The organism is Streptomyces sp. JB150, from assembly GCF_011193355.1.
Lineage (GTDB): Bacteria > Actinomycetota > Actinomycetes > Streptomycetales > Streptomycetaceae > Streptomyces.
In genome coordinates this window covers 2688382-2712664 of record NZ_CP049780.1, presented here as the reverse complement: position 1 = coordinate 2712664, position 24283 = coordinate 2688382, and the positions used below count along the sequence as shown (strand labels likewise).

21 protein-coding genes and 1 pseudogene are annotated in these 24283 nt (G+C 70.7%); 15 read left to right on the top strand and 7 right to left on the bottom strand.

From position 1 onward, the window contains the following. The first annotated feature begins 10 nt into the window (after window positions 1-10). From G7Z13_RS12760 to G7Z13_RS12750, 3 genes are all read left to right on the top strand, one after another. Window positions 11-877, top strand: a complete 867-nt coding sequence (locus G7Z13_RS12760) for an acyl-CoA thioesterase II (protein ID WP_165998835.1) — start codon at window positions 11-13, stop codon at window positions 875-877. 301 nt (window positions 878-1178) lie between these two features. Beyond that, window positions 1179-1577, top strand: a complete 399-nt coding sequence (locus tag G7Z13_RS12755; RefSeq protein WP_165998833.1) for a hypothetical protein — start codon at window positions 1179-1181, stop codon at window positions 1575-1577. Between the two features lie 294 nt (window positions 1578-1871). Next, window positions 1872-2420: a hypothetical protein gene (locus G7Z13_RS12750; RefSeq protein WP_165998831.1), complete on the top strand. Its 549-nt coding sequence runs from the start codon at window positions 1872-1874 to the stop codon at window positions 2418-2420. Here the strand turns inward: G7Z13_RS12750 and G7Z13_RS12745 are convergent. Together G7Z13_RS12745 and G7Z13_RS12740 are read right to left on the bottom strand one after the other, a co-directional pair. Then, entirely contained in the window at window positions 2359-3147 is a 789-nt protein-coding gene (locus tag G7Z13_RS12745; protein ID WP_165998829.1) for a phosphatase, read from the bottom strand. The genes G7Z13_RS12750 and G7Z13_RS12745 overlap by 62 nt on opposite strands. Window positions 3148-3230: 83 nt before the next feature. Then, a complete protein-coding gene (locus G7Z13_RS12740; protein WP_206313061.1) occupies window positions 3231-4733 on the bottom strand; it encodes a PucR family transcriptional regulator in 1503 nt (500 codons plus the stop codon). Between the two features lie 182 nt (window positions 4734-4915). Here G7Z13_RS12740 and G7Z13_RS12735 point away from each other — a divergent pair, with 182 nt between their 5' ends. From G7Z13_RS12735 to G7Z13_RS12720, 4 genes are all read left to right on the top strand, one after another. Further along, on the top strand, window positions 4916-6448 hold the full coding sequence (locus tag G7Z13_RS12735) for a sodium:solute symporter (protein WP_240926196.1): 1533 nt from the start codon (window positions 4916-4918) through the stop codon (window positions 6446-6448). Window positions 6449-6500: 52 nt separating this feature from the next. Continuing rightward, on the top strand, window positions 6501-7490 hold the full coding sequence (speB, locus tag G7Z13_RS12730; RefSeq protein WP_165998825.1) for an agmatinase: 990 nt from the start codon (window positions 6501-6503) through the stop codon (window positions 7488-7490). Then, on the top strand, window positions 7487-9172 hold the full coding sequence (locus G7Z13_RS12725) for a thiamine pyrophosphate-binding protein (RefSeq protein WP_165998823.1): 1686 nt from the start codon (window positions 7487-7489) through the stop codon (window positions 9170-9172). Before speB ends, G7Z13_RS12725 begins: the two co-directional genes overlap by 4 nt. A 181-nt stretch (window positions 9173-9353) precedes the next feature. After that, window positions 9354-13622 carry a trypsin-like peptidase domain-containing protein gene (locus tag G7Z13_RS12720; protein WP_240926195.1) on the top strand — a complete coding sequence of 1423 codons (4269 nt, stop codon included), beginning with the start codon at window positions 9354-9356 and terminating at the stop codon, window positions 13620-13622. A gap of 13 nt (window positions 13623-13635) precedes the next feature. On the opposite strand, the gene G7Z13_RS12715 is transcribed toward G7Z13_RS12720, so the two are convergent. From G7Z13_RS12715 to G7Z13_RS12695, 5 genes and pseudogenes are all read right to left on the bottom strand, one after another. After that, window positions 13636-14439 carry an endonuclease gene (locus tag G7Z13_RS12715; RefSeq protein ID WP_165998818.1) on the bottom strand — a complete coding sequence of 268 codons (804 nt, stop codon included), beginning with the start codon at window positions 14437-14439 and terminating at the stop codon, window positions 13636-13638. A gap of 140 nt (window positions 14440-14579) precedes the next feature. Further along, on the bottom strand, window positions 14580-14969 hold the full coding sequence (locus G7Z13_RS12710) for a hypothetical protein (protein ID WP_165998816.1): 390 nt from the start codon (window positions 14967-14969) through the stop codon (window positions 14580-14582). A gap of 49 nt (window positions 14970-15018) precedes the next feature. After that, the gene (locus G7Z13_RS12705) at window positions 15019-15255 is read right to left on the bottom strand and encodes a DUF397 domain-containing protein (protein ID WP_165998814.1); all 237 of its coding nucleotides are present in this window, start codon (window positions 15253-15255) and stop codon (window positions 15019-15021) included. Between the two features lie 51 nt (window positions 15256-15306). Beyond that, on the bottom strand, window positions 15307-15528 hold the full coding sequence (locus G7Z13_RS12700) for a DUF397 domain-containing protein (RefSeq protein ID WP_165998812.1): 222 nt from the start codon (window positions 15526-15528) through the stop codon (window positions 15307-15309). Beyond that, a pseudogene (locus tag G7Z13_RS12695) lies at window positions 15521-16317 on the bottom strand (helix-turn-helix transcriptional regulator). The gene G7Z13_RS12700 and the pseudogene G7Z13_RS12695 overlap by 8 nt, the downstream one beginning before the upstream one ends. Window positions 16318-16437: 120 nt before the next feature. Here G7Z13_RS12695 and G7Z13_RS12690 point away from each other — a divergent pair. The 8 genes from G7Z13_RS12690 (at window position 16438) to G7Z13_RS12655 (ending at window position 24190) form a co-directional block, all read left to right on the top strand. Further along, window positions 16438-16653 (top strand): hypothetical protein, encoded by a 216-nt coding sequence (locus G7Z13_RS12690; RefSeq protein WP_165998811.1) that lies wholly within the window; start codon window positions 16438-16440, stop codon window positions 16651-16653. Beyond that, the gene (locus G7Z13_RS12685; protein ID WP_165998809.1) at window positions 16650-16928 is read left to right on the top strand and encodes a hypothetical protein; all 279 of its coding nucleotides are present in this window, start codon (window positions 16650-16652) and stop codon (window positions 16926-16928) included. Before G7Z13_RS12690 ends, G7Z13_RS12685 begins: the two co-directional genes overlap by 4 nt. Before the next feature lie 46 nt (window positions 16929-16974). Further along, window positions 16975-17826, top strand: a complete 852-nt coding sequence (locus tag G7Z13_RS12680; RefSeq protein ID WP_165998808.1) for a serine hydrolase — start codon at window positions 16975-16977, stop codon at window positions 17824-17826. 213 nt (window positions 17827-18039) lie between these two features. Beyond that, window positions 18040-18918: a nucleic acid/nucleotide deaminase domain-containing protein gene (locus G7Z13_RS12675; RefSeq protein WP_165998806.1), complete on the top strand. Its 879-nt coding sequence runs from the start codon at window positions 18040-18042 to the stop codon at window positions 18916-18918. Continuing rightward, window positions 18915-20603 carry a hypothetical protein gene (locus G7Z13_RS12670; protein WP_165998803.1) on the top strand — a complete coding sequence of 563 codons (1689 nt, stop codon included), beginning with the start codon at window positions 18915-18917 and terminating at the stop codon, window positions 20601-20603. The genes G7Z13_RS12675 and G7Z13_RS12670 overlap by 4 nt, the downstream gene beginning before the upstream one ends. 98 nt (window positions 20604-20701) lie before the next feature. Continuing rightward, window positions 20702-22282 (top strand): nucleic acid/nucleotide deaminase domain-containing protein, encoded by a 1581-nt coding sequence (locus G7Z13_RS12665; protein ID WP_165998801.1) that lies wholly within the window; start codon window positions 20702-20704, stop codon window positions 22280-22282. Window positions 22283-22301: 19 nt separating this feature from the next. Further along, window positions 22302-22877 carry an SUKH-4 family immunity protein gene (locus G7Z13_RS12660; RefSeq protein WP_165998799.1) on the top strand — a complete coding sequence of 192 codons (576 nt, stop codon included), beginning with the start codon at window positions 22302-22304 and terminating at the stop codon, window positions 22875-22877. A 287-nt stretch (window positions 22878-23164) separates the two neighbouring features. Further along, window positions 23165-24190, top strand: coding sequence for an esterase-like activity of phytase family protein (locus G7Z13_RS12655; RefSeq protein WP_166004906.1), 1026 nt, complete (start codon window positions 23165-23167; stop codon window positions 24188-24190). Window positions 24191-24283: the final 93 nt, after the last annotated feature.

Genomic DNA, 24283 nt, shown 5'->3' with positions numbered 1-24283 from the left:
CAGAGTGGCGATGAGTCAGGCACTCGAAGACCTCCTCGATCTGCTCGACCTCGAACAGATCGAGGAGAACATCTTCCGCGGCCGCTCCCGGTCCGCCGTCGTCCCCCGGGTCTTCGGCGGACAGGTCGCGGCACAGGCGCTGGTCGCCGCGGGCCGTACGGTCCCCGCGGACCGCACGCCCCACTCCCTGCACGCGTACTTCCTGCGCACCGGCGACCCCGGCGCGCCCATCGTGTACACGGTCGACCGCCTGCGCGACGGCCGTTCCTTCACCACGCGCCGCGTCGTCGCGGTCCAGCACGGCAAGCCGATCTTCGGCCTGTCCGCCTCCTTCCAGACGGACGAGGAGGGCCTGGACCACCAGGCGCCGATGCCGCCCGCCCCCGACCCGGCGACCCTGCCGACCGGCGAGGACCGGCTGCGCGGCTACCCGCACCTCGACCCGGAGGTCGTGGAGCGGTTCATCGAGGCGCGAGCCGCGGTCGACCTGCGCTACGTCGACGACCCGCCGTTCGGCCACTACGGCGCCCCGCGCGAGCCCCGCTCCCAGGTGTGGTTCCGCACCAACGGCAAGCTCGCCGACGACCCCCTGCTGCACGTCGCGCTGGCCACCTACGTCTCGGACATGACGCTCCTCGACTCGGTCCTGCTCGCGCACGGCCGCGGCGGCTGGGCCGTCGGCGACGTGGTCGGCGCCTCGCTGGACCACGCGATGTGGTTCCACCGCCCGTTCCGCGCCGACGAGTGGCTGCTGTACGACCAGGAGTCCCCGTCGGCGTACGGCGGGCGCGGCCTCGGCCAGGCCCGCATCTACACCCGGGACGGCCGGCTCGCCATTTCCGTGATCCAGGAGGGCGTGGTCCGGGTCCCCCGGTGATCCGCCGGGAACCCGGACTGTGCAGATGCCGATGCGGCCGTCAGTGATTAGGCTGGGTGAGTGAAAGCCGCAAGCACGGCACGCCCGGCCGACACTGTCCGGTAGCGCGGACACGGCCCCAGCGTTCGCCCGTGAATCGGGGCGGGTGGCCTGGAGGCGTCGGCGGTCGAGCTCTTTCCTTCAGATGAATCTGCGGCGATACCCATGACCGTGCCGCGCCAGTTCTGCTTGTGCGGCCGCGGCCATCTGTTCCCCGGTCCCGTCCGGGACCGCGGAGACGATGGAGCGAAAGGTATTTCTCATGCGTTCACAACGCGCCAAGCGCCTCGTTGCGGCGTCCGCCGCCGGTCTGCTGATGACCGGTGGTATCGCGGCAGGCACGGCGGGAACTGCTTCGGCGTCCTCGTCCGGCCACGAGTACAGCCACAGCCGCTACTGCGACGACGACAGGCACGACTGGTGGGACGACGACTGCGACGATCACAAGGGTCGCGGCGGAAACGGTGACCACCACGACCACGACGACAACGGCCGTGGCCACCACGATGACCACGACTACGACGACGACAACGGCCGTGGCGGCAATGGCGACCACGACTACGACGACGACAACGGCCGTGGCGGCAATGGCGACCACGACGACCACGACGACAACGGCCGTGGCGGCAACGGCGATCACGACAACGGTGGCCACGACTGATCCGGCACCTGCAAAGGCACGATGTGCGGTCTCGAACGGGACCGCACATCGTGTTCCCGGAGACGGGCGCCCCTGCTCGGCGTCACCGCCCGCGTACGCCGTCACACTCTCGTAAGTCCTGATTCGGACCTCGTTTATCTTTCTACCTCTATTATCGAAAGCGCTTGTTGCTGTCAGAAGGGTCGCTTTCGGTCTCCCCACGCCATCTGACCCGCGCTGTCACGGTGTTCGCCGTACCGACACCCGTCGCTTCGGCGTGCTCGTGGCTGCCCGTTCGTGAGGAGACTCCTCGCCGTGTGGATCTTCGGAAGGCGCCGCAAGCGCGCTGCCAAGGACGCCCCGGCCGCCGCGCCACGGCCGCAGCTGGCGTTCGAGATCACCATGGACGAGCTGCGGGCGATCGAACGCGTCACCCTCCACGCCCGGGCGCAGTTGCGTGCGCTCAGCGGCGGTTCCGCGGCGACGATCGCCGACGCCAGCGGTTCCCCGCTCGTACCGGCGCTCCACGAACGCGCCGGCGCCGCGCACGCACTGGGCCGCCCGGGCATACCGATGCTCGTCAGCGAGATCGGTCATGTCGAGGCGGCCGTGCTCAACCTGGAGTCCTACGCGGGCCATGAGGCGGTGCTGGCCGAGGGGTACACCCTGCTGAAGCGGCTGGCGTTCCTCACGGGACAGGCCCGGGTCGGTCAGGAGATCGGAGGCGTCGTCACGTTGCCGGGGGAGGCGGCAGGAGACGTGGCAGGGGAGGCGGCCGGCCGTCCGTCGCTCCGGGTGTCGCCTATGCCAGCCCCGCCTCCGCCAGGAGGTACGCCGTCATCGGATCGTAGTACCGAGGACTGACCACGTGGTCGTCGAGCGGCACCGTCACCTGGACGGTGCCCTCCGCCTCGGCGAGGAACAGCGCCGGGTCGTTGCAGTCGGCGTAGCCCACCGAGTCCACCCCGTGCTGCCCGGCGTACCCCGCCCAGCCGTGGTCGGCGACGACCAGGTCGGGCAGTGGACGGCCCTCGCGCTCCAGCCCGGTCAGGATGGCCTTCATCGGTTCGCCGGAGTGGGTGTGCCACAGGGTCGCCCCGTGCTCCAGCACCGCCACGTCCGCGAACTGCATGACGTAGCCCTCGTCCGTCTGGAGGCCGTCCGGGATGACGACGATCTCGCAGCCCGCGGCCCGCAGCGCGGCGGCCGTCGCCCGGTGCACGTCGAGCAGCCCGCCCGGGTGACCGGTCGCGAACAGCACGCGCTGCCGCCCGTCGGCCGCCTTGCGCAGCCGCGCCGCCATCCGCTCCAGCCCGGAGACGGTCAGCTCCGGGTCGATGGTGTCCTGGCCGTACCGGTACTCCGGGTCGTCGTTCACCCCGGCCCGCTCCGCCATCACCGCGAGCACGTCCTGCTCGTCGCTCCAGCGCTCACCCAGCTCCAGGCCGAGCCAGTAGTGGCGGTTGCCGTTCGCCAGCTGGCGGTAGTGCGAGAGGTTGTTCTCACGGGGCGTGGCGACGTCCCCCGCGATACGGGTCCTCACGAGATGGTCGACGAGTTCGGCGCGGCTGGGGGTCCCGGGTATCGGCATGGTTCTCATTGTGAGGCAGTCGGGCGTGTCCGTCCTTGACGTCGCGGGGTCTGGGATGTGGATCACGCCCGCCCGATCCCCGCCTACACCTGCCGCAACGCGAACCACAACTCCATGCGCACATCCGGATCGTCCAGGTCCGCCCCCAGCAGCGCCGCGCACCGCGCGATGCGCTGGCGGACGGTGTTGCGGTGGACGGAGAGGGCGACCGCGGTGCGGTCCCAGCTGCCGTGCAGGGAGAGCCAGGTGCGCAGGGTCTCGGGCAGGGGCGGGGCGAGGGGGGCCAGGAGGGCGCGGGCGTGGGCGGCGGCCTCGGCTGGGGGGACCAGGTCCGTCAGGGTGGGGCGCGGGTTGTGGTGCACCACCGGGGTGCGGGTGGCGCGGGCGCGGGAGAGGGCGCGGGCCGCCTGGGTGTCCGCGTCGGCCAGGGCGTCCGGGCCGGCGGGGGCGCTGACGCCGAGGGTCCAGCCGGGGGGCGGGGCGGGGGTGTGCCCGGCGGGCAGGAGGACGCGGACGACGTCGCCCGCGGTGTCGACCAGGGGGGAGCCCAGCGCCGTGCCCAGGGCGGCGGCCGCGACCGGGTCGGGGGCGGCCCCGGCCTGCGGGACCGCGTGGACGACGAGCCAGTGGTCCGTCGCGCCGAGGAGGGGCGCGACCTCCTCGGGCGGGGCGCCCAGGAGCAGCCGGACCAGGGCGGAGGAGCGGGCGGCGCCGGTGCCGCTCTGGTGCCCGCCGGTGAGGAGGGCGAGGAGGACGGCGGCGACGGACGCGATGGTGTGGTCGCCGGGGTCCCGGTGCGGGGAGGCCACGCCGAGGACGAAGCCCTGGCCGGTGCCCAGGGCGTAGACCGCGAGATGGGTGCCCGCGACGGTGTCGGTGGCGGTGGTGGCGGAGGCGCGCGCGGTCAGGACGTGGACCAGGTCGGCGAGGGCCGTCAGCGCCGCCTCGTCCGGGGCCCGGCCCGCCGCCGCGATCTCCGTCCCCTCCGGGCCGTACAGCACCGCCCTGCCCGCGACCCGCTGGGCCAGCCGGCGCAGGACCGACGGGACCGGGTCCGGGCGGGCCGCCGCGGCGGCGAGGCTCTGCTGGGCCTCGGTCACCCGGCGCAGTTCCGCCAGGCGGGCCTGGGCCATCAGCTGCCAGACGGCGCGGGCGACACCGGAGAAGGTGGTCTGCGGGGGCACCTCCAGGAGGGGCAGGCCGTACGTCTCGCAGGCGGCGACCAGGGCGCGTGGGACCGTGTCGTGCACCGGGGCGAGGCCGAAGCCCAGCGCCGCGCCGCCGGCCTCGACCAGACGTGAGACGTACGCGTCGAAGTAGCCCGCCGAACCCCCGGCTCCGCTCGGGCCCGAGGCCCCCCCGTCCGAGCCCGCCGCCTGCGGGATGTGCACGCCCGCCGTCAGCAGCAGCTCGCCGCCCAGGATGTACGGGTAGGGGTCGGACATCTCCGAGGTGTGCGCGGAGTGGACCGAGACGTCCGCGGCCGGCGGCCCGGCGATCTGGCGCAGGGCCAGGTCCTCGCGCGCGAGAAGGGCGGAGAGCGGGATCGGCGGGGTGGGGGGAACGGGCGGCGGCGTGTCGGGCATGATGGGCGATTCCTCCATCCCGTTCCGTTCAAGTGGATGAAACGTACACTTCGCAGTCGCTTTCCGGCCACCTACTGTCGGTCGGAGCCGGCGGCCGCGGGTACGGGCGGTTGTCCCCGCGACGAGCCACCGGGCAAACGCCATTGCACGACACGCCACCGGGAGTGCGCGAAGGAGGCCCCATGGCCGTCGACTACATCGTGATCGTCGTCTATCTGGCCGGGATGCTGGCCATGGGCTGGTGGGGCATGCGCCGCGCCCGGTCCAAGAGCGAGTTCCTGGTGGCGGGCCGCCGGCTCGGCCCGGCCATGTACTCCGGCACCATGGCGGCGATCGTCCTCGGCGGCGCCTCCACCATCGGCGGGGTGGGCCTCGGCTACCAGTACGGCCTCTCCGGCGCGTGGATGGTCCTCACCATCGGGCTCGGGCTGCTCGCCCTGTCCGTCTTCTTCTCCGCGCGGATCGCCCGCCTGAAGGTCTACACCGTCTCCGAGATGCTCGACCTGCGCTACGGCGGCCGGGCCGGGGTGATCTCCGGTGTCGTCATGTGGGCGTACACCCTCATGCTCGCGGTCACGTCCACGATCGCCTACGCCACGATCTTCGACGTCCTCTTCGACGTGAACCGCACCCTCGCGATCGTCCTCGGCGGCTCGATCGTCGTCGCGTACTCCACCCTGGGCGGCATGTGGTCGATCACGCTCACCGACATGGTGCAGTTCGTGGTGAAGACCGTCGGCGTACTGCTCCTGCTCCTGCCCATCGCCGTCGTCAAGGCGGGCGGCTTCGCCGAGATGAGGGCCCAGCTGCCCACCGACTACTTCGACCCGCTGGGCATCGGCGGCGAGACGATCTTCACGTACGTGCTGATCTACACCTTCGGCATGCTCATCGGCCAGGACATCTGGCAGCGGGTCTTCACCGCCCGCAGCGACCGCACCGCCCGGTGGGGCGGCACCGTCGCGGGCACCTACTGCCTGGCGTACGCCGTGGGCGGCGCGGTCATCGGTACGGCGGCCAAGGTGCTGTACCCGGACCTCGCGAGCGCCGACGACGCCTTCGCCACCATCGTCCGGGACGAGCTGCCGACGGGCGTGCGCGGGCTGGTGCTCGCCGCCGCGCTGGCCGCCGTGATGTCGACGTCCTCCGGGGCCCTCATCGCCTGCGCGACCGTCGCCAACAACGACATCTGGGCGCGGCTGCGGGGGGCCGTGCGGTCGGCGGGCGAGGAGCACGACGAGGTCAAGGGCAACCGGGCCTTCATCCTCCTCATGGGCGTCGCCGTGATCCTCACCGCGATCGCGCTCAACGACGTCGTCGAGGCGCTGACCGTGGCGTACAACCTGCTCGTCGGCGGGCTGCTGGTGCCGATCCTCGGCGGGCTGCTGTGGCGGCGCGGCACCGCGGCGGGCGCGCTCGCCTCCGTCGCCGCCGGCGGCCTCGCCGTCACCGGCCTGATGGCGGCCTACGGCATCCTCGCCAACCAGCCCGTCTACTACGGCCTTGCCTCCTCCCTCGCCGCCTACGTCGTCGTCTCCCTGGCGACGAAGCCGACCGACGAGGCGGTGCTCGCCGCCTGGCGCGACCGGCTCGCCGGCCGGGCGGCTCCCGAACCCACGGCCTCCGAGCCGACGGCCTCCGAGCGGACAGACGACAACCGAACCCGTGTCCGAAGCAGCGGCGACTCCACAGTAGAGTCGTATACCGGTCAGTAGTGGTACTGAGCAGTACCTGCGCGACGAAGCGTAAGAAAGAAGGCATTTCCCCATGAGCAGCAACGAGACGCCCCGCGGCCCGGTCGACTCCTCCCGCGTCCCGCGGTACGCCGGCCCCGCGACCTTCGCCCGGCTGCCGCGCCTCGACGAGGTCGGCACCGCCGATGTCGCCGTGATCGGCGTGCCGTTCGACTCGGGCGTCTCGTACCGGCCGGGCGCCCGCTTCGGCGGCAACGCCATCCGCGAGGCCTCCCGCCTCCTGCGCCCGTACAACCCGGCGCAGGACGCCTCCCCGTTCGCCCTCGCCCAGGTCGCGGACGGCGGCGACATCGCCGTCAACCCGTTCAACATCAACGAGGCCGTGGAGACCGTCGAGGCCGCCGCCGACGACCTCCTCTCCACCGGCGCCCGCCTGATGACCCTCGGCGGCGACCACACCATCGCCCTGCCCCTGCTGCGCTCGGTCGCGAAGAAGCACGGCCCGGTCGCGCTGCTCCACTTCGACGCCCACCTCGACACCTGGGACACCTACTTCGGTGCCGAGTACACCCACGGCACCCCGTTCCGCCGCGCCGTCGAGGAGGGCATCCTCGACACCTCGGCGCTCTCCCACGTCGGCACCCGCGGCCCGCTCTACGGCAAGCAGGACCTCACCGACGACGAGAAGATGGGCTTCGGCATCGTCACCTCCGCCGACGTCTACCGCCGCGGCGCCGACGAGATCGCCGACCAGCTGCGCCAGCGCATCGGCGACCGCCCGCTGTACATCTCCATCGACATCGACTGCCTCGACCCCGCCCACGCCCCCGGCACGGGCACGCCGGAGGCGGGCGGCATGACCTCCCGCGAGCTGCTGGAGATCCTGCGCGGCCTCGCGTCCTGCAACCTGGTGTCGGCGGACGTCGTCGAGGTGGCCCCCGCGTACGACCACGCGGAGATCACCTCCGTGGCGGCCTCCCACACGGCGTACGAACTCACGACGATCATGTCCCGGCAGATCGCGGCGGCCCGCGAGGCCGGTAAGGAGAACGAGGGCAAGTGACCCACGACCACGACCTGGAACTTCGCCCGACGGCCGCCCAGACGGAGGCCGCGCTGAACCCTCCCCCCGGCCGCACCGGCGGAGACCTGGTCGTGGAGACGCTGGCCGGGCTGGGCGCGACCACCGTGTTCGGGCTGCCCGGCCAGCACGCCCTCGGCGTGTTCGACGCCCTGCGCCGCTCCGACCTGCGCTACATCGGGCTGCGGGTGGAGAACAACGCCGCCTTCGCGGCGGACGCGTACGGCCGGATCACCGGCGAGGCGGCCCCGCTGCTGCTGTCGACGGGACCGGGCGCGCTGACGTCACTGGCGGCGCTCCAGGAGGCGGCGGCGGCCTCGGCACCCGTCCTCGCCGTCAGCAGCCAGATCCCGACGGCCGGCCTCGGCGGCGGCCGCCACGGCTACCTGCACGAACTCCCCGACCAGGCCGCGTCCTTCCGCGGCGTGGTGAAGTCCGTCCACACCGTGCGCACCCAGTCCCAGATCCCGTCCGCGATCGCCGCCGCCTGGAAGTCGGCGCTGACCGCCCCGCACGGGCCCGTCTGGGTGGAGATCCCGCAGGACGTGCTGCTCGCCGAGACGCACCTGCCGGTGGTGACCGGGGTGGACGCCACCCCGGAGGACCTGGTCCCGCGCCCCGAACTCACGGCCGTGGCCGCCCACCTGCTCTCGCACGCCGAGCGCCCGGCGATCATCGCGGGCGGGGGAGTGGTCCGCGCGGACGCCTCGAAGAAGCTGCGGCAGCTCGCGGAGAAGCTCCAGGCACCGGTCGTCACCACCTTCGGCGGCAAGGGCGCCTTCCCCTGGGAGCACCCGCTCTCCCTCCAGTCCTGGCTGGAGGACCGCCACACCACCGACTTCCTGGAGGACGCCGACGTCCTGCTGGTGGTCGGCTCCGGCCTCGGCGAACTCTCCTCGAACTACCACACGTTCAAGCCGCGCGGCCGGATCGTCCAGATCGAGGCCGACCTCGGCAAGCTCGAGTCCAACCACCCGGCGCTCGGCATCCACGCGGACGCCCGCCTCGCCCTCCAGGCACTGCTGGAGACGACGCGCGAGCGGGAGGACGCCACGGCCCCGGCGCGCGTCCGGGAGGTCCTCGACAAGGTGGCCGCGCGCCTCGCCGCGCAGGACCTCGCCCTGGAGCAGCGGGTGCTGGCCTCGGTCCGCCGGGCCCTGCCCGCGCGGGCGCCCTCCTTCTGGGACATGACGATCCTCGCCTACTGGGCCTGGTCCGCCTTCGACCCCCAGGGCCCCAACCGCATGCACTCCGCCCAGGGCGCCGGCGGCCTCGGCTACGGCTTCCCGGCCGCCCTCGGCGCCGCCGCGGCCGACCCGACGACCCCGGTCCTCGCCGTCTCCGGCGACGGCGGCGCCCTCTACTCCATCGCCGAACTGGCCACGGCCCGCCAGTACGACCTGAACGTCACCTGGCTCATCGTCGACGACGGCGGCTACGGCATCCTCCGCGAGTACATGACGGACGCCTTCGGCCAGGCCACGGCGACGGAACTGACCCGCCCCGACTACGCGGCCCTGGCGGAGTCCTTCGGGGTGCCCGGCGTGCGGACGACCCCCGAGTCCCTGGAGTCGGACCTGGCGAAGGCACTGGCGACGCCGGGCCCGTCGGTGGTCGTCCTCCCGGCACTGCTGCGGATGTTCGCACCGACGCACCTGGGCTGAGCCCGGCGCTCCCCGCACCGAGGCCCGTACCGCGACGCGCACCGAGACCCGTACAGCGGCCCGCACCGCGACGCGCACCGAGGCCCGCCCTCGCCCGGCGCCCCCGTGACTCGCGTGACGCAACGCTCCATAATCAGCGGGGAGTTGACGCGAAGACCGGTCGGGGGGCGTGGTGCGGAGCGTGCGTGCGGGGAACACCAGTGAAGCGCTGGCGCAGGCGGTCGCCCGTGTCCGCGGCACCCGCGGACAGTCCGTCGGCACCGGCTTCCTCGCCGCCGACGACCTGGTGCTGACCTGCGCCCATGTCGTCTCCGACGCGCTGGGCCTGCCGCGTGGCGAGTCTGTCGCGGCGGGCGCGGAGATCCGCCTCGACTTCCCGCTGACCGGTGCGCAGGCCGGTCCGCCGGTCCGTACCGCCCGGGTCGAGCGGTGGATACCGATCCGCCCCGACCGCACCGGAGACGTGGCCGTGCTGAGGCTGGCCGCGCCCGTCCCCGGCACCCGGCCGCTGCCCATGGCCGAGCCCGCCGGCGTGTGGCAGCACGAGGTCGGCGCCGTCGGATTCACCGGCGGCGAGCCGGACACCACCTGGTTCCGGGGCCGCCTCGGCGGGCCGACCGGCGAGGGCTGGATCCAGCTGTCCCGGGCCGACGGGCAGGCCGCGCACATTCGGGGCGGGTTCAGCGGCAGCCCCGTCTGGGACGGTGAACTCGGCGCGGTCGTCGGGCTCGTCGTGGCGGCCCAGCGCGAGCGGGAGGCCCAGCAGTCCTACGTCCTGCACACCCGGACCCTGCTGCGGGAGCTGCCCGAACTGGCGCCGGTGATCCGCCCGGCCTCCCCGTTCCGGGGCCTGGCCACCTTCCGGGAGTCCGACGCGGACGTCTTCTTCGGCCGGGACGCCGACATCGAGGACGTGCTGACGGCCCTGCGCGGGCAGCGGCGCACGGTCGTCCTCTACGGCCCCTCCGGCAGCGGCAAGTCGAGCCTGGCACTGGCCGGTGTCGCACCGCGTATGCAGCGGGAGGGCCACGACGTGCTCGTGGTGGACGCCGGCCAGGTCGCCTCCCCGCGCACGGCCCTCGGCACCGCCCTGTTCGAGGCCGTACGCGGCGAACGCTTCGGCCCGCGACGGGCGGGCAGCGCCGCCGAGGTGGAGACCCTGCTCGCCGAGAAGGGCCTGGCGGACACGCTGTACGTCCTGCGGGGCGGTGCCGACGGCAGGACCCTCGTCGTCCTCGACCAGGCCGAAGCCCTTCTGGACCGCACCGAGACGGAAGTGAACGAGGCCGTCGACCTTCTGCTCACGGAACGCGGCCCGGACGCCGCCACCCGGGTGCTGGTCACCCTGCGGGCCGACTTCATGGACGCCGTACTGAGGCATCCCCGGCTCGGCCCGGCACTGCGCGGCGGCCGGACACTGCCGCTGACCCCCATGACCCGCGACCAGCTGGCCGAGGTCATCACCCGCCCCCTCGACCGCGTCCCCGCCGTGGACTACGACCCCGGCCTGGACCGGCGCATCCTCGACGACGCCGGCGGCGAACCCGGCATCCTGCCGATGCTCGGCTTCGTCCTGCGGCAGCTGTGGGACCGGCGGGACGCCGGCCGGCTGCGGGCGACGGCGTACGAGGAGATGGGCGGCGTCTCCGGCGCGCTGGAACGCCACGCGGAACAGGCCTGGCGGGAGTGCGTGGCCGGCCGGCCGGACCTGGAGGCGGAGGCACTGCGCCTGCTCACCGGTCTGGTGCGGCTCCTGCCCGGCAGCGACACCCCGCTGCGCCGCAGACTCACCCGCCAGGAGGCGGGCGAGACCCGGTGGCAGCTCGCCCGCGCCTTCGCCGAACGGCGCCTGCTGGTGCTGCACGGCGACGAGGGCGAGCCGGAGACCGCCGAACTGGCCCACGAGGCGCTGATCACCGCCTGGCCGGTGCTGCGCCGGCAGGTCCAGGCGGACGGCGAGTTCCTGGCGGCCCGTGCGGAACTGGCCCACGACCTGGAGCGCTGGCACCGCGCCGACCGCTCCCCCGACCTGCTCCCCGGCCCGCTGCACCTCGCCGCACTGCAACGGCGGCTGGCCGACCGCGAGCCCGAACTGACACCGGAGGAACGCGACTTCCTCGCTCTGGCGCGAGCGAGGCAGCGGGCGCGGCGGAATCGGGTGCGGGCGGGGTGGGTGGCGGTGGCGGTGGTCTTCGCGCTGATCGTGGGGCTCGGGACCTTCCTCCTGTACCAACGCCACATCAGCGAGGAGCGGGAGGCCCAGGGGCGGTCTCGGGCGCTGGCCGGTTTCGCGGACGAGACAGCCGGGAGCAACCCGGCGCTCGGCATCCTGAGTGCGGTGGCCGCGTACGACGTGGCGCCGACGAGGGAGGCGCGCAACGCGCTGATGCGGCAGTACGAGGGCTACCAGGACTCCTTGTGGATCCTCAGTGGCGCCCAGGGCAAGATCAGAGGAGTGGCCACCAGCAATGACGGCAGGGTGACCCTGGTGACCACGCGGTCCGGGCGGGCGACGCTGTTCGTGCGCGTGGGGAGGAAGGTCCTCAGGCACCAGCTCGGCCTGCCGGCCGTCGCTCAGGTACCGATGGTGAGCGGTGATGGGCGACGCATCGCGTATGTGGCGTTGGGGGACGAGTCGGACGTCCTGTACTGGCATGACGTACAAGCGGACGCACGGACGCCGGATGCTCTGCTGGGGGAGCGGCATGCCATCGAGGATGCGACGTTCGTGAGCGCGAGCCGGTTCATCGAGTCACACGAAAACCCTTTCGGCCTGGCCGCTTTGTCGCGGGACCGCAGTCGCATCGCCGCGGTGGACGGCGACGGGCGGCTGCGGGTGTGGGACCTTGACCGTCCGCAGCGTACGGCGACCAGGCTGGGCGTGAGCGACGTCCGGACCGTGCGGTTCGGCCCGGATCGGAACACGCTGGTGGTGGAGAGGGAGGTCAAGGGGGAACCGGCGGAGTCCGGCTCTTCCGCGGTGGCGATCGACGTGCCCACGAACCGGATGCGGGTGCTGGTGGACCGGGTGGACCAGACGAGTGGCGGCTTGGCGGCCCTCGCTGTGTCGGGTGACGGCGGCGTGCTGGTCACCTGCTCGGACGGCGGCCTGAACTCCATAGTGCGGGCCGTGCGCGTGGCGGACGGCCGGGAAGTGTCACGGCACAAGACCGGCCTCTTCTGCTTCCAGATCAACGTCAACGAGACGGGAAGCCGCTTCGCGACGCGAGAAGAGACCGACGGCTGGATCGTCGTCACAACGGGGCCCGGCGAGCGACGACGCAGTATGCGCAAAGCGCTCGGGCCCGCCACGGGGGACACCGCCGGGATGCCTCTGTTCGGTACGGCGTCCGCTCCGGTCGTGCTCGCCTGGGGCCAGGAAGTGGTGACCGCCCGACCGGTGACGACGCGGGTCGTCGACTTCGACAGCCAGCCTCACCTGCTCGACGACGATACGGCGGTGGTGCACCTCGGCAGCCATGGAGAGCAGCTCGGGCTTATCGACATGAGCGACACATTTACGCGGCAGGATGGCGGCTTCGAGATTGTTGCCAAGGTGGATCGAGGCGTCAGATCGGAGCCGGGCACGGACTCCCTGGCACCCATCGCCAATCCCTCCGGAACCCTGGTGGCCGACCAGATCGCGCCCGACACCGTGGTACTCCGGGAACTCCCCTCGCTCAAGAAGCGGACCACAATCACCGCGCGCCGGCCGCCGGAGGGTAGACCGGTGCACTTCATGTTCCTTGATGACGACGAGGTGCTGAGCACGTCCGGCACCCATATCCAGCAGTGGGACGCGGTCACCGGCCGGGAGACCGCTCAGCCCATCGACGTACCGGAACTCGAGCTGACACGGGAGAAGGAACCACAGGTCTTCGTCAGACCGCACCCGGACCGTGAACACCTGACCATCAACATCCTGGGCGACGACAGGCTGTACGTCATCGACCGGCACACAGCCGAGGAGGACAAGGGCCGGGGTGTCCGCTTCGGTGACGACCTCCAGTATTCCGTCCTGCGGGAGAGTGGGCGGTACGCCCTCGTGGTCACGATGGGCAACATGATCGAAGGCTGGTCGATATCGCCCGATGGCCTCGCGCGGCGGGTGATCGGCCCCTTGGGGCCCGTGGATGCGTCCGACTTCCGGCTGACGTACCAGCGGGGCGGGTTCACGGTCGCCGCCGGGACGACCGTGCGCGTCGTCAGCTTCACGGAGCCCGACCGCGCCGACTCCTACGTCTTCGGGCTGGAACAGACGTTCCTCGCCATGTCCCCCGACGGAAAGACGCTGCTGCGGAGCAACACGGGAGAGGCCCAGGCGACCTGGTTCCGGCTCGACCCCGGGCTGTGGAAGCGCCACCTGTGCGGCATCCTCGGGCACGACCTCACCGAGGAGGAGCGGCGCACCCTGCCCGCGGCCGTGCCGGACCAGATCTGCCCGGCGTGACCGACGACCCGTCCTACCAGATCGCCTCGACCCACTCCGGGTGGTCGATGAACGGGTTCCGGTTCTTCTGGTAGGTGTCGTAGATGACCTGGTTGCGGCGCTCCTCGAAGGCGTCCGGCGGGTCCTCGTCGTTCCACTGCTTGAGCACCGACAGCCGGCCCATGTACGGGTTGCTGCCGTTGCTGACGCTGTCGTTGCCCTCCAGGTCGGCCCAGCCGTCGCCGCCCTCGTAGCGGACGATCATGTAGAAGATCATGCGCGCCACGTCGCCTTTGACGGCGTCGCGCGGCTCGAAGGAGTTGGAGTCGGTGAGGCTGCCGCCGGAGTTGGTGAAGCCGCTGCCGCCGTTGTCGAAGTCCTTGTTGCCCCGTATCCCGTTGACCTGGACGTCCTCCGGGCGGATGTGGTGCAGGTCGGTGCCCGGACCGGTCGAGGTCGTCAGGTCGCCGTGGCTGATGGCCCACACGTGCTCGCGGTTCCAGTCGCCGACGTCACCGCCGTTGAGGGTCTTGCTGCGGGAGATGCCCGAGTACAGCAGCTTGACGTTGTTGCTGTTCGCCGGGTCCTGGTCGGTGACCTTCAGCGCCTCCCAGAGCGCCGAGTAGGACAGCTTGTTCTGGCTGCTGATGATGGTGTGCAGCGAGGACTTGAGGCTGGTGCCCGTCTTGCCCACGGCGTTCTTGTAGTACGTCGAGTCGTACGCCGTCGTGGTCGCCGCGGCGGGGGTCGCGGTGAGCGCGGGGGTGGTGAGGCCGGCCAGGACGGCGGCCGTGGCCAGGGCCACTGACTTCCAGCGGCGGGTGCGTGTCGCCAGCATGTGGGGTCCCATCTACGCGGGTTGATCGGAGGCGGCACCCGGGAGAGTGGCATGGACATGCAGTCGAATGGGTGACAGGTGGGTGTCGGTTGGATGACGGGAACGGACAACTCGCGTCACTCGGCGCGAGAGCGCCCCGTTCAGGCCGCCTTGCCCGGCAGGAAGTCCTTCCACTTCTCCTCGTACACGGCCCGCTGCTCCGCGAACCCGCGCTCGAACGCCTCGCACTCCTCGGGGTTGAAGTTGCCCGAGGGGATGCCGCCGGCCGGGATGAACTCCGCGATGCCCCGCACCAGTTCCAGTGCCGCCGCGGCCCGCGCCTCCGGCTGCCTGGCCGTCGCCTCGTACAGCTGGCCGCCCACCTTGTCCAGGAGCCGGCGCAACTTGTCCTCCGGGCCATTGGTGATCACGTTACGTGCGCGGCCCGGCCTGCCCAGCTCGTCGGTTCCGGCGCCGATACGTTCCAGCGCCCACAGTGCCGCGTACAGCCGCCCGCACGACTGTGCGATGTCACGCTTCCGCTGCCCCACCGCGCCCCCTTCGTCGGCCCGGCGTAGTCCTACCCGCTGCCCGGCCTCGTCATGTGAGCGCCGGGCGAACCGGCAGTCCGCCGTCCCTCACCGCACCGACGAACAAGGCCCAACCGGCCGCCGGGAAGACCACGGCGGGGCCGGCCGGGTTCTTGGAGTCGCGGACGGGGATGCCGGTGGGGTGGTTGTCGAGGACTTCCAGGCAGCTGCCGGCGTTGTTGTCACTGTGCGAGGACTTGCGCCAGCCGCTCAGCGCGGCTGTGTTCGGGATGGTGTGCTCAGCCATGGTCTCCGTGCTCCCTACGGTGAGTCGCATGCCTGCAGCGGCGCCCTCCGGTCAGACCGGGAGAGTGCCGTTCCCGACCGCCCTGACGAACAAGGCCCAACCGGCCGCCGGGAAGACCACGGCGGGGCCGGCCGGGTTCTTGGAGTCGCGGACGGGGATGCCGGTGGGGTGGTGGTCGAGGACTTCGAGGCATCTGTCGGCCTCCGGCCCGCTGTAGGACGACTTGCGCCAGCCGTTCAGTGTGGCCGCGTTCGTTATCGCGCGGTCAGTCATGGTGCCCGTACTCCTTCGCAACGGTCCTGAGCAAGGCCAACGACTCCTTGAGCGGCAACGCGTCGCTCAGCGCGAGACTGTAGCGATTCTCCAACTGGCGGACCACGGAGGGAGAGTCGTGCAGTTTCCCCATCCCGTGACCCTCGGTGTAGGCGAGAGGCGGCTGGTCCTCGAAGCACATCAGCGTGAGCATGCCCTTGGCGAGCGGATGCCCCCCACGCTGAACGGCATCACATGCGCGCGGATACGCCCGGTCTCGGCCAGCCGTACGACGTGCGTGATCTGCTCCGCCATGACCTCGGCGCCGCCGATGGGGCGCCGCAACACGGTCTCGTCCAGCATCGCCCACACGACGGGCGTCACCGGATCCTCGAGGATCTTCGCCCGCTCAAGGCGTGTGACAACGCGCCTGTCACGCTCCTCTTCACTCACCGGAGGGAACGCCGAGCCCAGAACCGCACGCGCGTACCTTTCCGTCTGGAGAATGCCCGGGAAGTACGCCACGGCGAACTCGAGGATCACCGACGCCTGTTGTTCGAGTACGCGCACCTTCTCGAAGTACTCGGCGATCGACACGTCCTCGTCCCGCGGCAGAAAACTGCTCAACACGTTCCCCGTGTTCAGAGTCCTGTCCAGCCGTCGCGCGTCCTCGTGTGACGGCACCCTGCGGCCCGCCTCGATGTGGGCGATGTGCGAACGGGTCATGATCGCCATGTCGGCCAGTTGCTGCTGTGTCAGGCCGGCCGCCTCGCGCTGCTGCTTGAGCCAATCGCCGTAGATGGTGCCCACCGGATCGACTCCCTTGCGACAAGTGACTGGTCACACCCGACCCCCCGGCGAGCCTAGCCAAGCTCCTCTCAGTCTGTGAGCGGATCACCACAGAGAGCGAACACCGCATGGAGTCGAGGCATGTCCCACCGCATCACCCGCATCACCGGTCTCACCGAACCGCTGCTCCGGCTGCTGCGCCGCCGACGGCGCCCCGGTGCCGGCGTCCAGGGGCCGTCCGTCCGCCCCGCCGGTCCGCGGCCGCCGCGTCCGGGTACGGCCCGCCCGGCCGCGGTGCCGGGGATCGGCCTCGGCTCGCTCGGCATGCCGGCGGTGGAGAGGGAGGCGGGCAGGTGACGGGCGACGCGCACGGGCGGGTGCTGTCCTGGACCGGGGCGGACGGCAAGCGCTGCATCGTCGTCACGGACGGGAACGGCCTCCTGTCCCGGTCGGCCGACACGGTGGAGCGCGTGCGACTGGACATGGCCGCGGGGCTGCTCGACCACGCGGCGGACCTGCTCGCGGACGAGCGCGTGACCGCCGCGCAGCTCCGCTTCACGCTCGCCCGCATGCGCGAGGCGCTGGCCGACGTCCACCGGATCGCCGAGAGCCGGGGTGCCGGCCTGCCGTGACAGCGGTGCGTGCAACCGTTGGCCAGGCCCGTGAGTCAAGTAGGGCATGGCTCACCTCAGACCGCGCCGTACCCACGTGCTCGGCGCCACTCTCGCCGCCGGCGCCCTCATATCCACGGCGGCAGCCGCGTCCCCGGCGGCCGCCGCCACCCCCACCGTCAGCTGCACCTCGGCGAACGCCGCCCTCGCGGCGAAGCTGAAGAAGGACATCACCGCCGCCCTCGCCAACCGCAAGGGCACGATCGCGGTCGGTGTGTACGACCGCAGCACCAAGACGACGTGCACGCTGCGCGCCTCCACCGCCTTCGACTCGGCGAGCGTGGTCAAGGTCACCGTCCTCGCCGCCCTGCTGTGGGACGCGAAGAACCAGGGCCGGTATCTCACCGAGCGTGAGGCGAGCCTCGCGAAGGCGATGATCACCAAGTCGGACAACGCCTCCACGAGCACCCTGTGGAAGCAGCTCGGCATGACGAAGATCAAGGGCTTCCTCGCCGCCGCGGGCATGACCCAGACCAAGCCCGGCGCGAACGGCTACTGGGGCCTGACCCAGATCACGGTGACCGACGAGCAGAAACTGCTGAAGCTCATCACCGCCAAGAACACCGTCCTCAGCGACAACTCCCGCGCGTACATCCTCAAGCTCATGAGCCAGGTCGTCTCCTCGCAGCGCTGGGGCACCCCGTACGGCGTCCCCGCCGGCGTCACCGTCGCCGTGAAGAACGGCTGGCTCTCGCGCGCCACCAACGGCTGGCGGGTCCACAGCATCGGCGCCTTCAAGGGCGGCGGCCACGACTACACCATCACGGTGCTGACCCACGGCAACAGCACCATGAACTACGGCATCACCACCATCCAGAACGTCGCCAAGGTCGTCCACCGCGACCTGGCCGCCGTCTGACCCGGCCGACGCTTCCTCGCCCTCCCCGAGTGTGTGGCCGTTCATGACGCTCGGGGCAAGGTGCCGGTCGAGAAACTCGTTGGTATGTCGATGGGCGACCACAGCCGGGTACCTCGCCTGGGGGCCCGGCCGCAGCGGAGGCGGAGGGCCGCCGGACCGGTTGCGGTCTAAGGTCGGGATTGACCGCTCGTTCGTTCGCAGTGAGGTTTCTCCATGTCCACGCCTTTTACGGATCCGGCTGTTGCCCACTTCGGCCGTGACGGGATGCGTCGCTTCGGCCTGGCCGGGGCAGCTGGTGCGCACGTGCCGGAGGCGTCGCGCTCGTGGCTGACGGAGACGGGTGTGCCGGTGCAGGTCGCCCCTTACTTCCTGGCCGCCACCACCACTGACGCTGTACCACTGGGAACGTACGCGGGACACCGAGGCGCCCGGCATCTCCCGGCAGAGCTGGAGCAGTGGGCGCGGATCGGCCACGACGGACTCGCCCAGCTGTGCGTGCGTCCGGATGGTGCGGTGCAGGCGGTGTTCCTCGATGGTGAGGCGGACGACATGTTCGTCAACACGGACCTCGCCACGTTGAACGCCTGCCTGGCGGCACTGGACCGCGGACTACCCGTGATCGCCGCCGCGCCGGGCCTGCCGGAGGCAGCGGCGGCCTTCCGCCGGCTCAACGAGGAGGTGCGCGGCATCGACCCGACGGCCTTCGAGGAGCGGGAGAGCTGGTGGCCACGCATTCTGGACGACGTACGCCACACCCTCAACTTCCCTTTCTCCGCAGCCTTCGAGTACATCGATGAAACCGGCGCCAGGCAGATCGTCACGGACGCCACCGGACCTGGACGACTCCACCCTGAGGAGATACTCCGGCGTCGGCTGGAAAGGGAGGGGGTACCCGCGGAGCGAGTGCGCCGGATCTATTGCGAGCTGCAGCCGTGCATGATGCCCGGTCACTACTGCGCCGTGTGGCTGCACCGCGTCTTCCCCCAGGCTGAGTTCACCCACAGCTTCGACTACGGTGATGACGCCGCCGGCCGGGAGCAGGGCGTGAAGGAGTTGATCACCTTCGCGGCACAGCAGGCGGGCCGCCGGTGAACGCGGGCATATGGGCGCGCCCGGCGGCGGGTCGGGAACCGGCCGGAGCCGCCCTGCTGAGCTGGCTGACGGACCCGGCGGCACCGCGCCTGTGCCTGGTGACGGGCAGCGCCGGCTGCGGTAAGTCGCAGTTGATGGCCTGGCTGGTGGCCCACGGGTCTCGTCCCGGGACAGTGCCCGAGCGGCGTGTGCACGGGTTCGCCCCTTTGGCCGGGCAGGGCGTTCGGGTGGCCGTCTGGACGTTGGCAGACCAGCTCGGAGTGACGGCACGCGCGCCCGGAGAGCTGCGCGCAGTCCTCGCGGCTGACATGCGCCGTACCGTGATCGTCCTGCCGGACCTGCACGCTGCCACCGACCCGCAGGCGCTGACCGATCTTGTGAGCGGGCTGGTCGGCCTGGAGCACCTACGACTGGTCGTCGAGGCGCGGACAGGTGTCGATGCTGTACCGGCACTGAAGGCGCTCGCACCGGCGGTGCTGGACCTGGACGAGCCGCACTGGACGGACCCTGTCCGCGCCGAGGCATGGCGGGCCACCCATCCTACGCCGCTGGGTCCGCCACCCGCCGAAACCGCTGAGAAGCCACTCAACCTCGACGACCCGGACGTCATCTGTACGGCGGACCCGAGCCGGGTGACGACAGCGTACGAGACGAATCCGGATGAGCAAGGCGGTCTGCGTGCGGCCTGGCTGCGCGCGGGCCAGTCCCTGCTGCACGATCATGAACCCGCCGACAGGGCCCTCGTTCTGCTGGCCGGGCTCGGCGACGGGGCGGATCCGCGGGTGCGGCCCGCGCTGGAGCAACTGGCGTCCGGGGCGCCGTGGCGGCTGCTCTGGAGCCGCGTACGCGGAGACGTGACCCCACCGTGGCCCGGCCCCGTTCTCGCGCTGGCGTCCGACAGCCCCGGCCCATTGGAAGGGCGGCTACTCGTCGCCGACCACCAGGGCACCCTGCGACTCGTGTCGCTCTCCGACGCTGCACCGGCCGGCCGTCTTCCCGAACCGGTGCCGGATGTCGCCGACCTGTGCGCCTTGGCGGATGGGACGGTGGCGGTCGTGGACTCGGAAGGCCGTCTGCAGACGCGGCGCCTGCCCACCGCACCGCGTCCTTCAGGCCTGGCGGCACTGCTTGACGACGGATCGAGCGCGAGTGAGCGGGCGGCTGGTGCCCTCGTGACCGCAGCGGCAGAGGAACGGGCCACGGCCATCGCGGCTTCCGAACTCGCGGTGGCCTTGGCGGACGCCACGGGGCAGGTGCATGTCGTGCTCCTCGGCGACCCCAAGGGGGAGGCTGTGTCCGAGCGGCTGCACGAGGGATCGGTCCGAGCCCTGGCCGTGGTGGACGTTGCGGTGGACAGGGCGGACGGTGCAGCGGGTCGCACCCCGCTGGTGTACAGCGGGGGAGCGGATGGTCGGGTCAGGGCATGGGGCCCCGGACACGTCCCGATGGGCCTACCAGTAGCCGAACGCCCCCGTCCGGTGAACGCGTTGGCGGCCACCGTGACGAAGGCCGGCCTTACCCTGGCCGTCGCTTGGGGCGACGGGCTGATCGAGTATCACCGTTTGGAGGCACAGGAGGGACTCACCTTCCGCCCGGGTCCGCCGGTCAACTCCCTGTCGGTGACCGGCGAAGGGGATCTGCTGATCGGAACGGACGAGTCGCTGATGTGTCTCCGGCCGGTCTGAGGGTGTCTCAAGCCGCCTGCTTGCTTCGAGGATACGTTTGACGTACGTCTGATCGATTGCGAAGGTGAGGGGAGTTGACCACGAGGGGGACGTAGCGCGTGGGCAAGCAGCTGCCTGATGAACTCGTCGAAGTGCTCGACCTGGTGGGGGTCGAATGGCCGAACATCGATGAGGACGAAGTCCGCGACAGCGCCAAGGACTACCGCAACCTGGCCGAAGGTATACGGGACGTCATCGCCGAGGGCAACAAGGCTTGCGGACACATCGTCAGTGGCCGCAGCAAGGGCAAGACGGTTCAGGCGATCGACCGCCGCTGGGGCAAACTCACCACGAAGGACCTCACGACCTTCGCCAACGCCCTGGACGAACTGGGGGACGCCTTCGATGACTGCGCCGGCTTCATAGAAGGCTGCAAGATAGCCTGCATAGCCGAGTTGTCGGCCACGGCGGCGACCGCCACGGCCGGTGTCATCGGCATGTTCTTCACCGCCGGCCTCAGCGGGCTGCTCAGCGCAGCCGCGATCGGCGCCTGCCGTCTGGCCCTGCACGAGGCCATCGATTACGCGGTGGGGAAGGTCACCGAGACGGTGACCGACAAGATCGAGGCCAAGATCCTCACCAAGATCGAGGATGTGTTCACCGACCGCCTCGGTGCGGGCGACGAGACGACGTCCGACTACGCCATCGGTACCGCCGACATGGCCCAGGACCTCGTCATCGAGTTCGACGACTTCGACAAGGCGACCGGCGACTACGACAAGACGCGGGAGAACTTCGACAAGAAGAAGGGCGCCCACAAGACCGGCAGCGCCAAGCGCCGCGGATCGGTCGGGAAGGACAGCCGCTTCCACAAGCTCGCCGTTGTCATGGACAAGTGCGAGGACGTCGTCGACAAGAAGGCCGATGAAACGGTCGATGTGCTGAAGAAGCACGGCGGCGACATAGACAAGAGCAAGAAAGAGCACAAGGAGAAGGACAAAAAGGTCAAGGAGGATCTCGACGGCTGCGACAGCGGTGATGTGCCGATGTACCTGGTCAATCTTGACGGGAGTGTCGTGCAGCTCATGCCCAACGGAACCACTGCGCCGGTCAGTGGTGCGGATGAGTCCGGAATTCGGCTCCTTATGACCGAAGAGGGCGGAACCCGTACTTGGCGCCCGCGAGGCGGAGGGGAGAACCCCTATAGTGTTTCGGCGGGTGACAAGGGGCGTGTTGAATCGCAGCCGATTGATCCTGGCTCGACTCCCTTGGCTCGAGCCACACAGACTGCCCGGTACGCTAGGAAGGACTGGACGGGCAACAACTACGCTGCAGGGCGATTCATCGACGAGGACGGGCACGATTTCATCCTGGTCGGGTACAGCAAGAGTGTTCATTCTGAACGATCTGTGGGTTACCCGCTGCTGAGGGCAGGGCAGCAGGACAGCTTGCAATCCCTCTACACCGAGCGGGAGCCGTGCCAGAATCCTCCTTCCTTTTGTGACCGGTGGACTGCGAAGTACTTCGGTGAGAATCTGCCGGTAACTCACTCGCAGGCGTACGATCAATCACTGGAACGAAAAGAAGGCGAGAGCGACTATCAGTATCGAAGGCGTGTGGATGCTGAGCACATTGAATATCGCAAGAACCTGAAGAACTGGTACAAGACGCACACGCCGTCCGACCCCTATACGGGGTGAGGAAAGACACAGGGGAAGTATGATTTTCGGCATTACTCGGCAAGAGCTCGTTGCCACCTTCGGTGAGGACCGGATCAGGCTGGTTCCGCGGGAGGCGGCGGAAGCCGTCGGAGTCGGCGGGGAGACGCTCAGGTTCTTGAGTGAGATCGGTCTGCCCGAGAACGAGTTCATCTCCTTCGCGGGGGCGGAGGGAACGTCCACGGCCCTGCGCAAGGTTGCGGTACACGAGCTGGGTGGAACGTGGGACCTCCCACCCGGTGCCTCCGATTGGATCATGCTCGGCAATTTCGAGATCAGTGCCGTCGTCCTGGACGCTCGGTCGGGTGAGGTGCACCAGCTCGCCGAGGGGATCATGCGGCCCATTCCGCTGCACGGTGATGTGTCGTCCCTCGTTTACACCGTCTGCCAGCTGACACGCCTTGTTCAGGGTCTTCCCGAGGACTACGACGAGGATGAGGAGTTCCTCGAGGAGCTTGAGGGCACAGTTGATGCGCTCAAGCGATCCATCGCGGCTCAAGACCCGCGGCCTTTTGGCCATGAGTACAGTGAGTGGGTCGAGATCTTCACGTCGATCGGGGCTGGGACGCGTGGGTGACGGGACAGGCTCGTCCGCGCGGAGATTCCCGCGCTGGAAGCCGAGTCGCACGCCCTTGTCGAACTCACCTCAACCGGCCATGTCGACGTTCACCACATAGCGGCGCTGTTCACCATATAGCGGCGCTGCGTGAGATCGACCTCGGCGACCTTCCGCCTCGGCTCCGCGACTATGTCAGTGATCTGCTGGAAGGGTGAGAACTCGAGGCGACCCGCCCCACGCTTCACCGGGCCGTCTACCGTCCGTCACCGACCCTCCCTACGGTGGCGCCCATGCCTCTGAGAGCCATACGGCGAAGAGCCGTACTCGCCACCGCCGCCGCCACCCTCGCGGCGGCCACCTGCCTGACCGCCGCAGGACCCGCCAACGCACAAACCGGCGGGGCCTGTTCGCCCTCCGTCGCCATCGAGCGCTTCTCCGACGTACTCGACAAGACGACGTACGAGGGCACCTTCGTCGGCAACTTCTCGGGGCTGGCCGCCGACCGGGACGGCACCCTCGCGGCGGTCTCCGACCGGTCGGTGCTGTTCTCCCTCGACGGGCGGACGCTCCAGCCGCGCGGCGCGCTGCCGCTCGCGGACGAGAACGGCGCCGCGCTCGACTCGGAGGGGCTGGTCGTCGACCGGGACGGGACCTACCTCGTCTCCTCCGAGACCGAGCCCTCCGTCCGCCGCCACTCCCGTGACGGGCGGATCCTCGACCGGCTGCCCGTGCCGGACGCCCTGCGCGTCGCCCCGGCGGGCCGCGCGCCCGTCAACGGCACCTTCGAGGGGCTGACCATGACCCGCGACGGCCGCACGCTCGTCGCCGCCATGGAGTACGCCCTCGCCGGGGACGCGACCGGCACGGTCCGTTTCCAGACCTGGCGGCGGACGCACGGGGGCGACGGGTTCGTCACGGCCGCGCAGTACGCCTACCGCACCGACCCCGGCCTCGGCGTCCCCGAGATCACCGCGACGCCCGACGGGCGCCTCCTCGTGCTGGAGCGCGGCTTCACCGCCGGCGTCGGCAACACGGTCCGCCTCTACCTCGCCGACCCGCGCCGTGGCGCCACGGACGTCAGCGGGATCGAACACCTGACCGGGCAGGAGGGTGTGCGGCCGGTCCGCAAGACGCTGCTCGCCGACCTCGCCGACTGCCCCGACCTCGGCGCCACCGCCAAGCAGCCGCAGCCCAACCCGCTGCTCGACAACATCGAGGCCATGGCCGTCACCGGCCGCTCCCACGGCCGCCTGCACGTCCTGCTGGCCAGCGACGACAACCAGAACGCCGTCCAGACCACCCGCTTCTACTTCCTGCGCGTACGTCTCTGACCCGGCCGAGCCCATCCCCGTCCCGCCGCCAATTGTTGCGGAGGGATGAAATCCGCTTCCGTGCGCGTTGGTGCCTTCCGGCAGATCAGGCGA

Bases quoted from the DNA above. Each gene is read 5' to 3' on its own strand.
- G7Z13_RS12690 (WP_165998811.1), top strand. From the start codon at position 16,438: ATGTCCCACCGCATCACCCGCATCACCGGTCTCACCGAACCGCTGCTC.
- speB (WP_165998825.1), top strand. From the start codon at position 6,501: ATGAGCAGCAACGAGACGCCCCGCGGCCCGGTCGACTCCTCCCGCGTC.
- G7Z13_RS12735 (WP_240926196.1), top strand. From the start codon at position 4,916: ATGGCCGTCGACTACATCGTGATCGTCGTCTATCTGGCCGGGATGCTG.
- G7Z13_RS12660 (WP_165998799.1), top strand. From the start codon at position 22,302: ATGATTTTCGGCATTACTCGGCAAGAGCTCGTTGCCACCTTCGGTGAG.
- G7Z13_RS12760 (WP_165998835.1), top strand. From the start codon at position 11: ATGAGTCAGGCACTCGAAGACCTCCTCGATCTGCTCGACCTCGAACAG.
- G7Z13_RS12755 (WP_165998833.1), top strand. From the start codon at position 1,179: ATGCGTTCACAACGCGCCAAGCGCCTCGTTGCGGCGTCCGCCGCCGGT.
- G7Z13_RS12680 (WP_165998808.1), top strand. From the start codon at position 16,975: ATGGCTCACCTCAGACCGCGCCGTACCCACGTGCTCGGCGCCACTCTC.
- G7Z13_RS12740 (WP_206313061.1), bottom strand. From the start codon at position 4,733: ATGCCCGACACGCCGCCGCCCGTTCCCCCCACCCCGCCGATCCCGCTC.
- G7Z13_RS12715 (WP_165998818.1), bottom strand. From the start codon at position 14,439: ATGCTGGCGACACGCACCCGCCGCTGGAAGTCAGTGGCCCTGGCCACG.
- G7Z13_RS12745 (WP_165998829.1), bottom strand. From the start codon at position 3,147: ATGCCGATACCCGGGACCCCCAGCCGCGCCGAACTCGTCGACCATCTC.
- G7Z13_RS12700 (WP_165998812.1), bottom strand. From the start codon at position 15,528: ATGACTGACCGCGCGATAACGAACGCGGCCACACTGAACGGCTGGCGC.
- G7Z13_RS12705 (WP_165998814.1), bottom strand. From the start codon at position 15,255: ATGGCTGAGCACACCATCCCGAACACAGCCGCGCTGAGCGGCTGGCGC.
- G7Z13_RS12675 (WP_165998806.1), top strand. From the start codon at position 18,040: ATGTCCACGCCTTTTACGGATCCGGCTGTTGCCCACTTCGGCCGTGAC.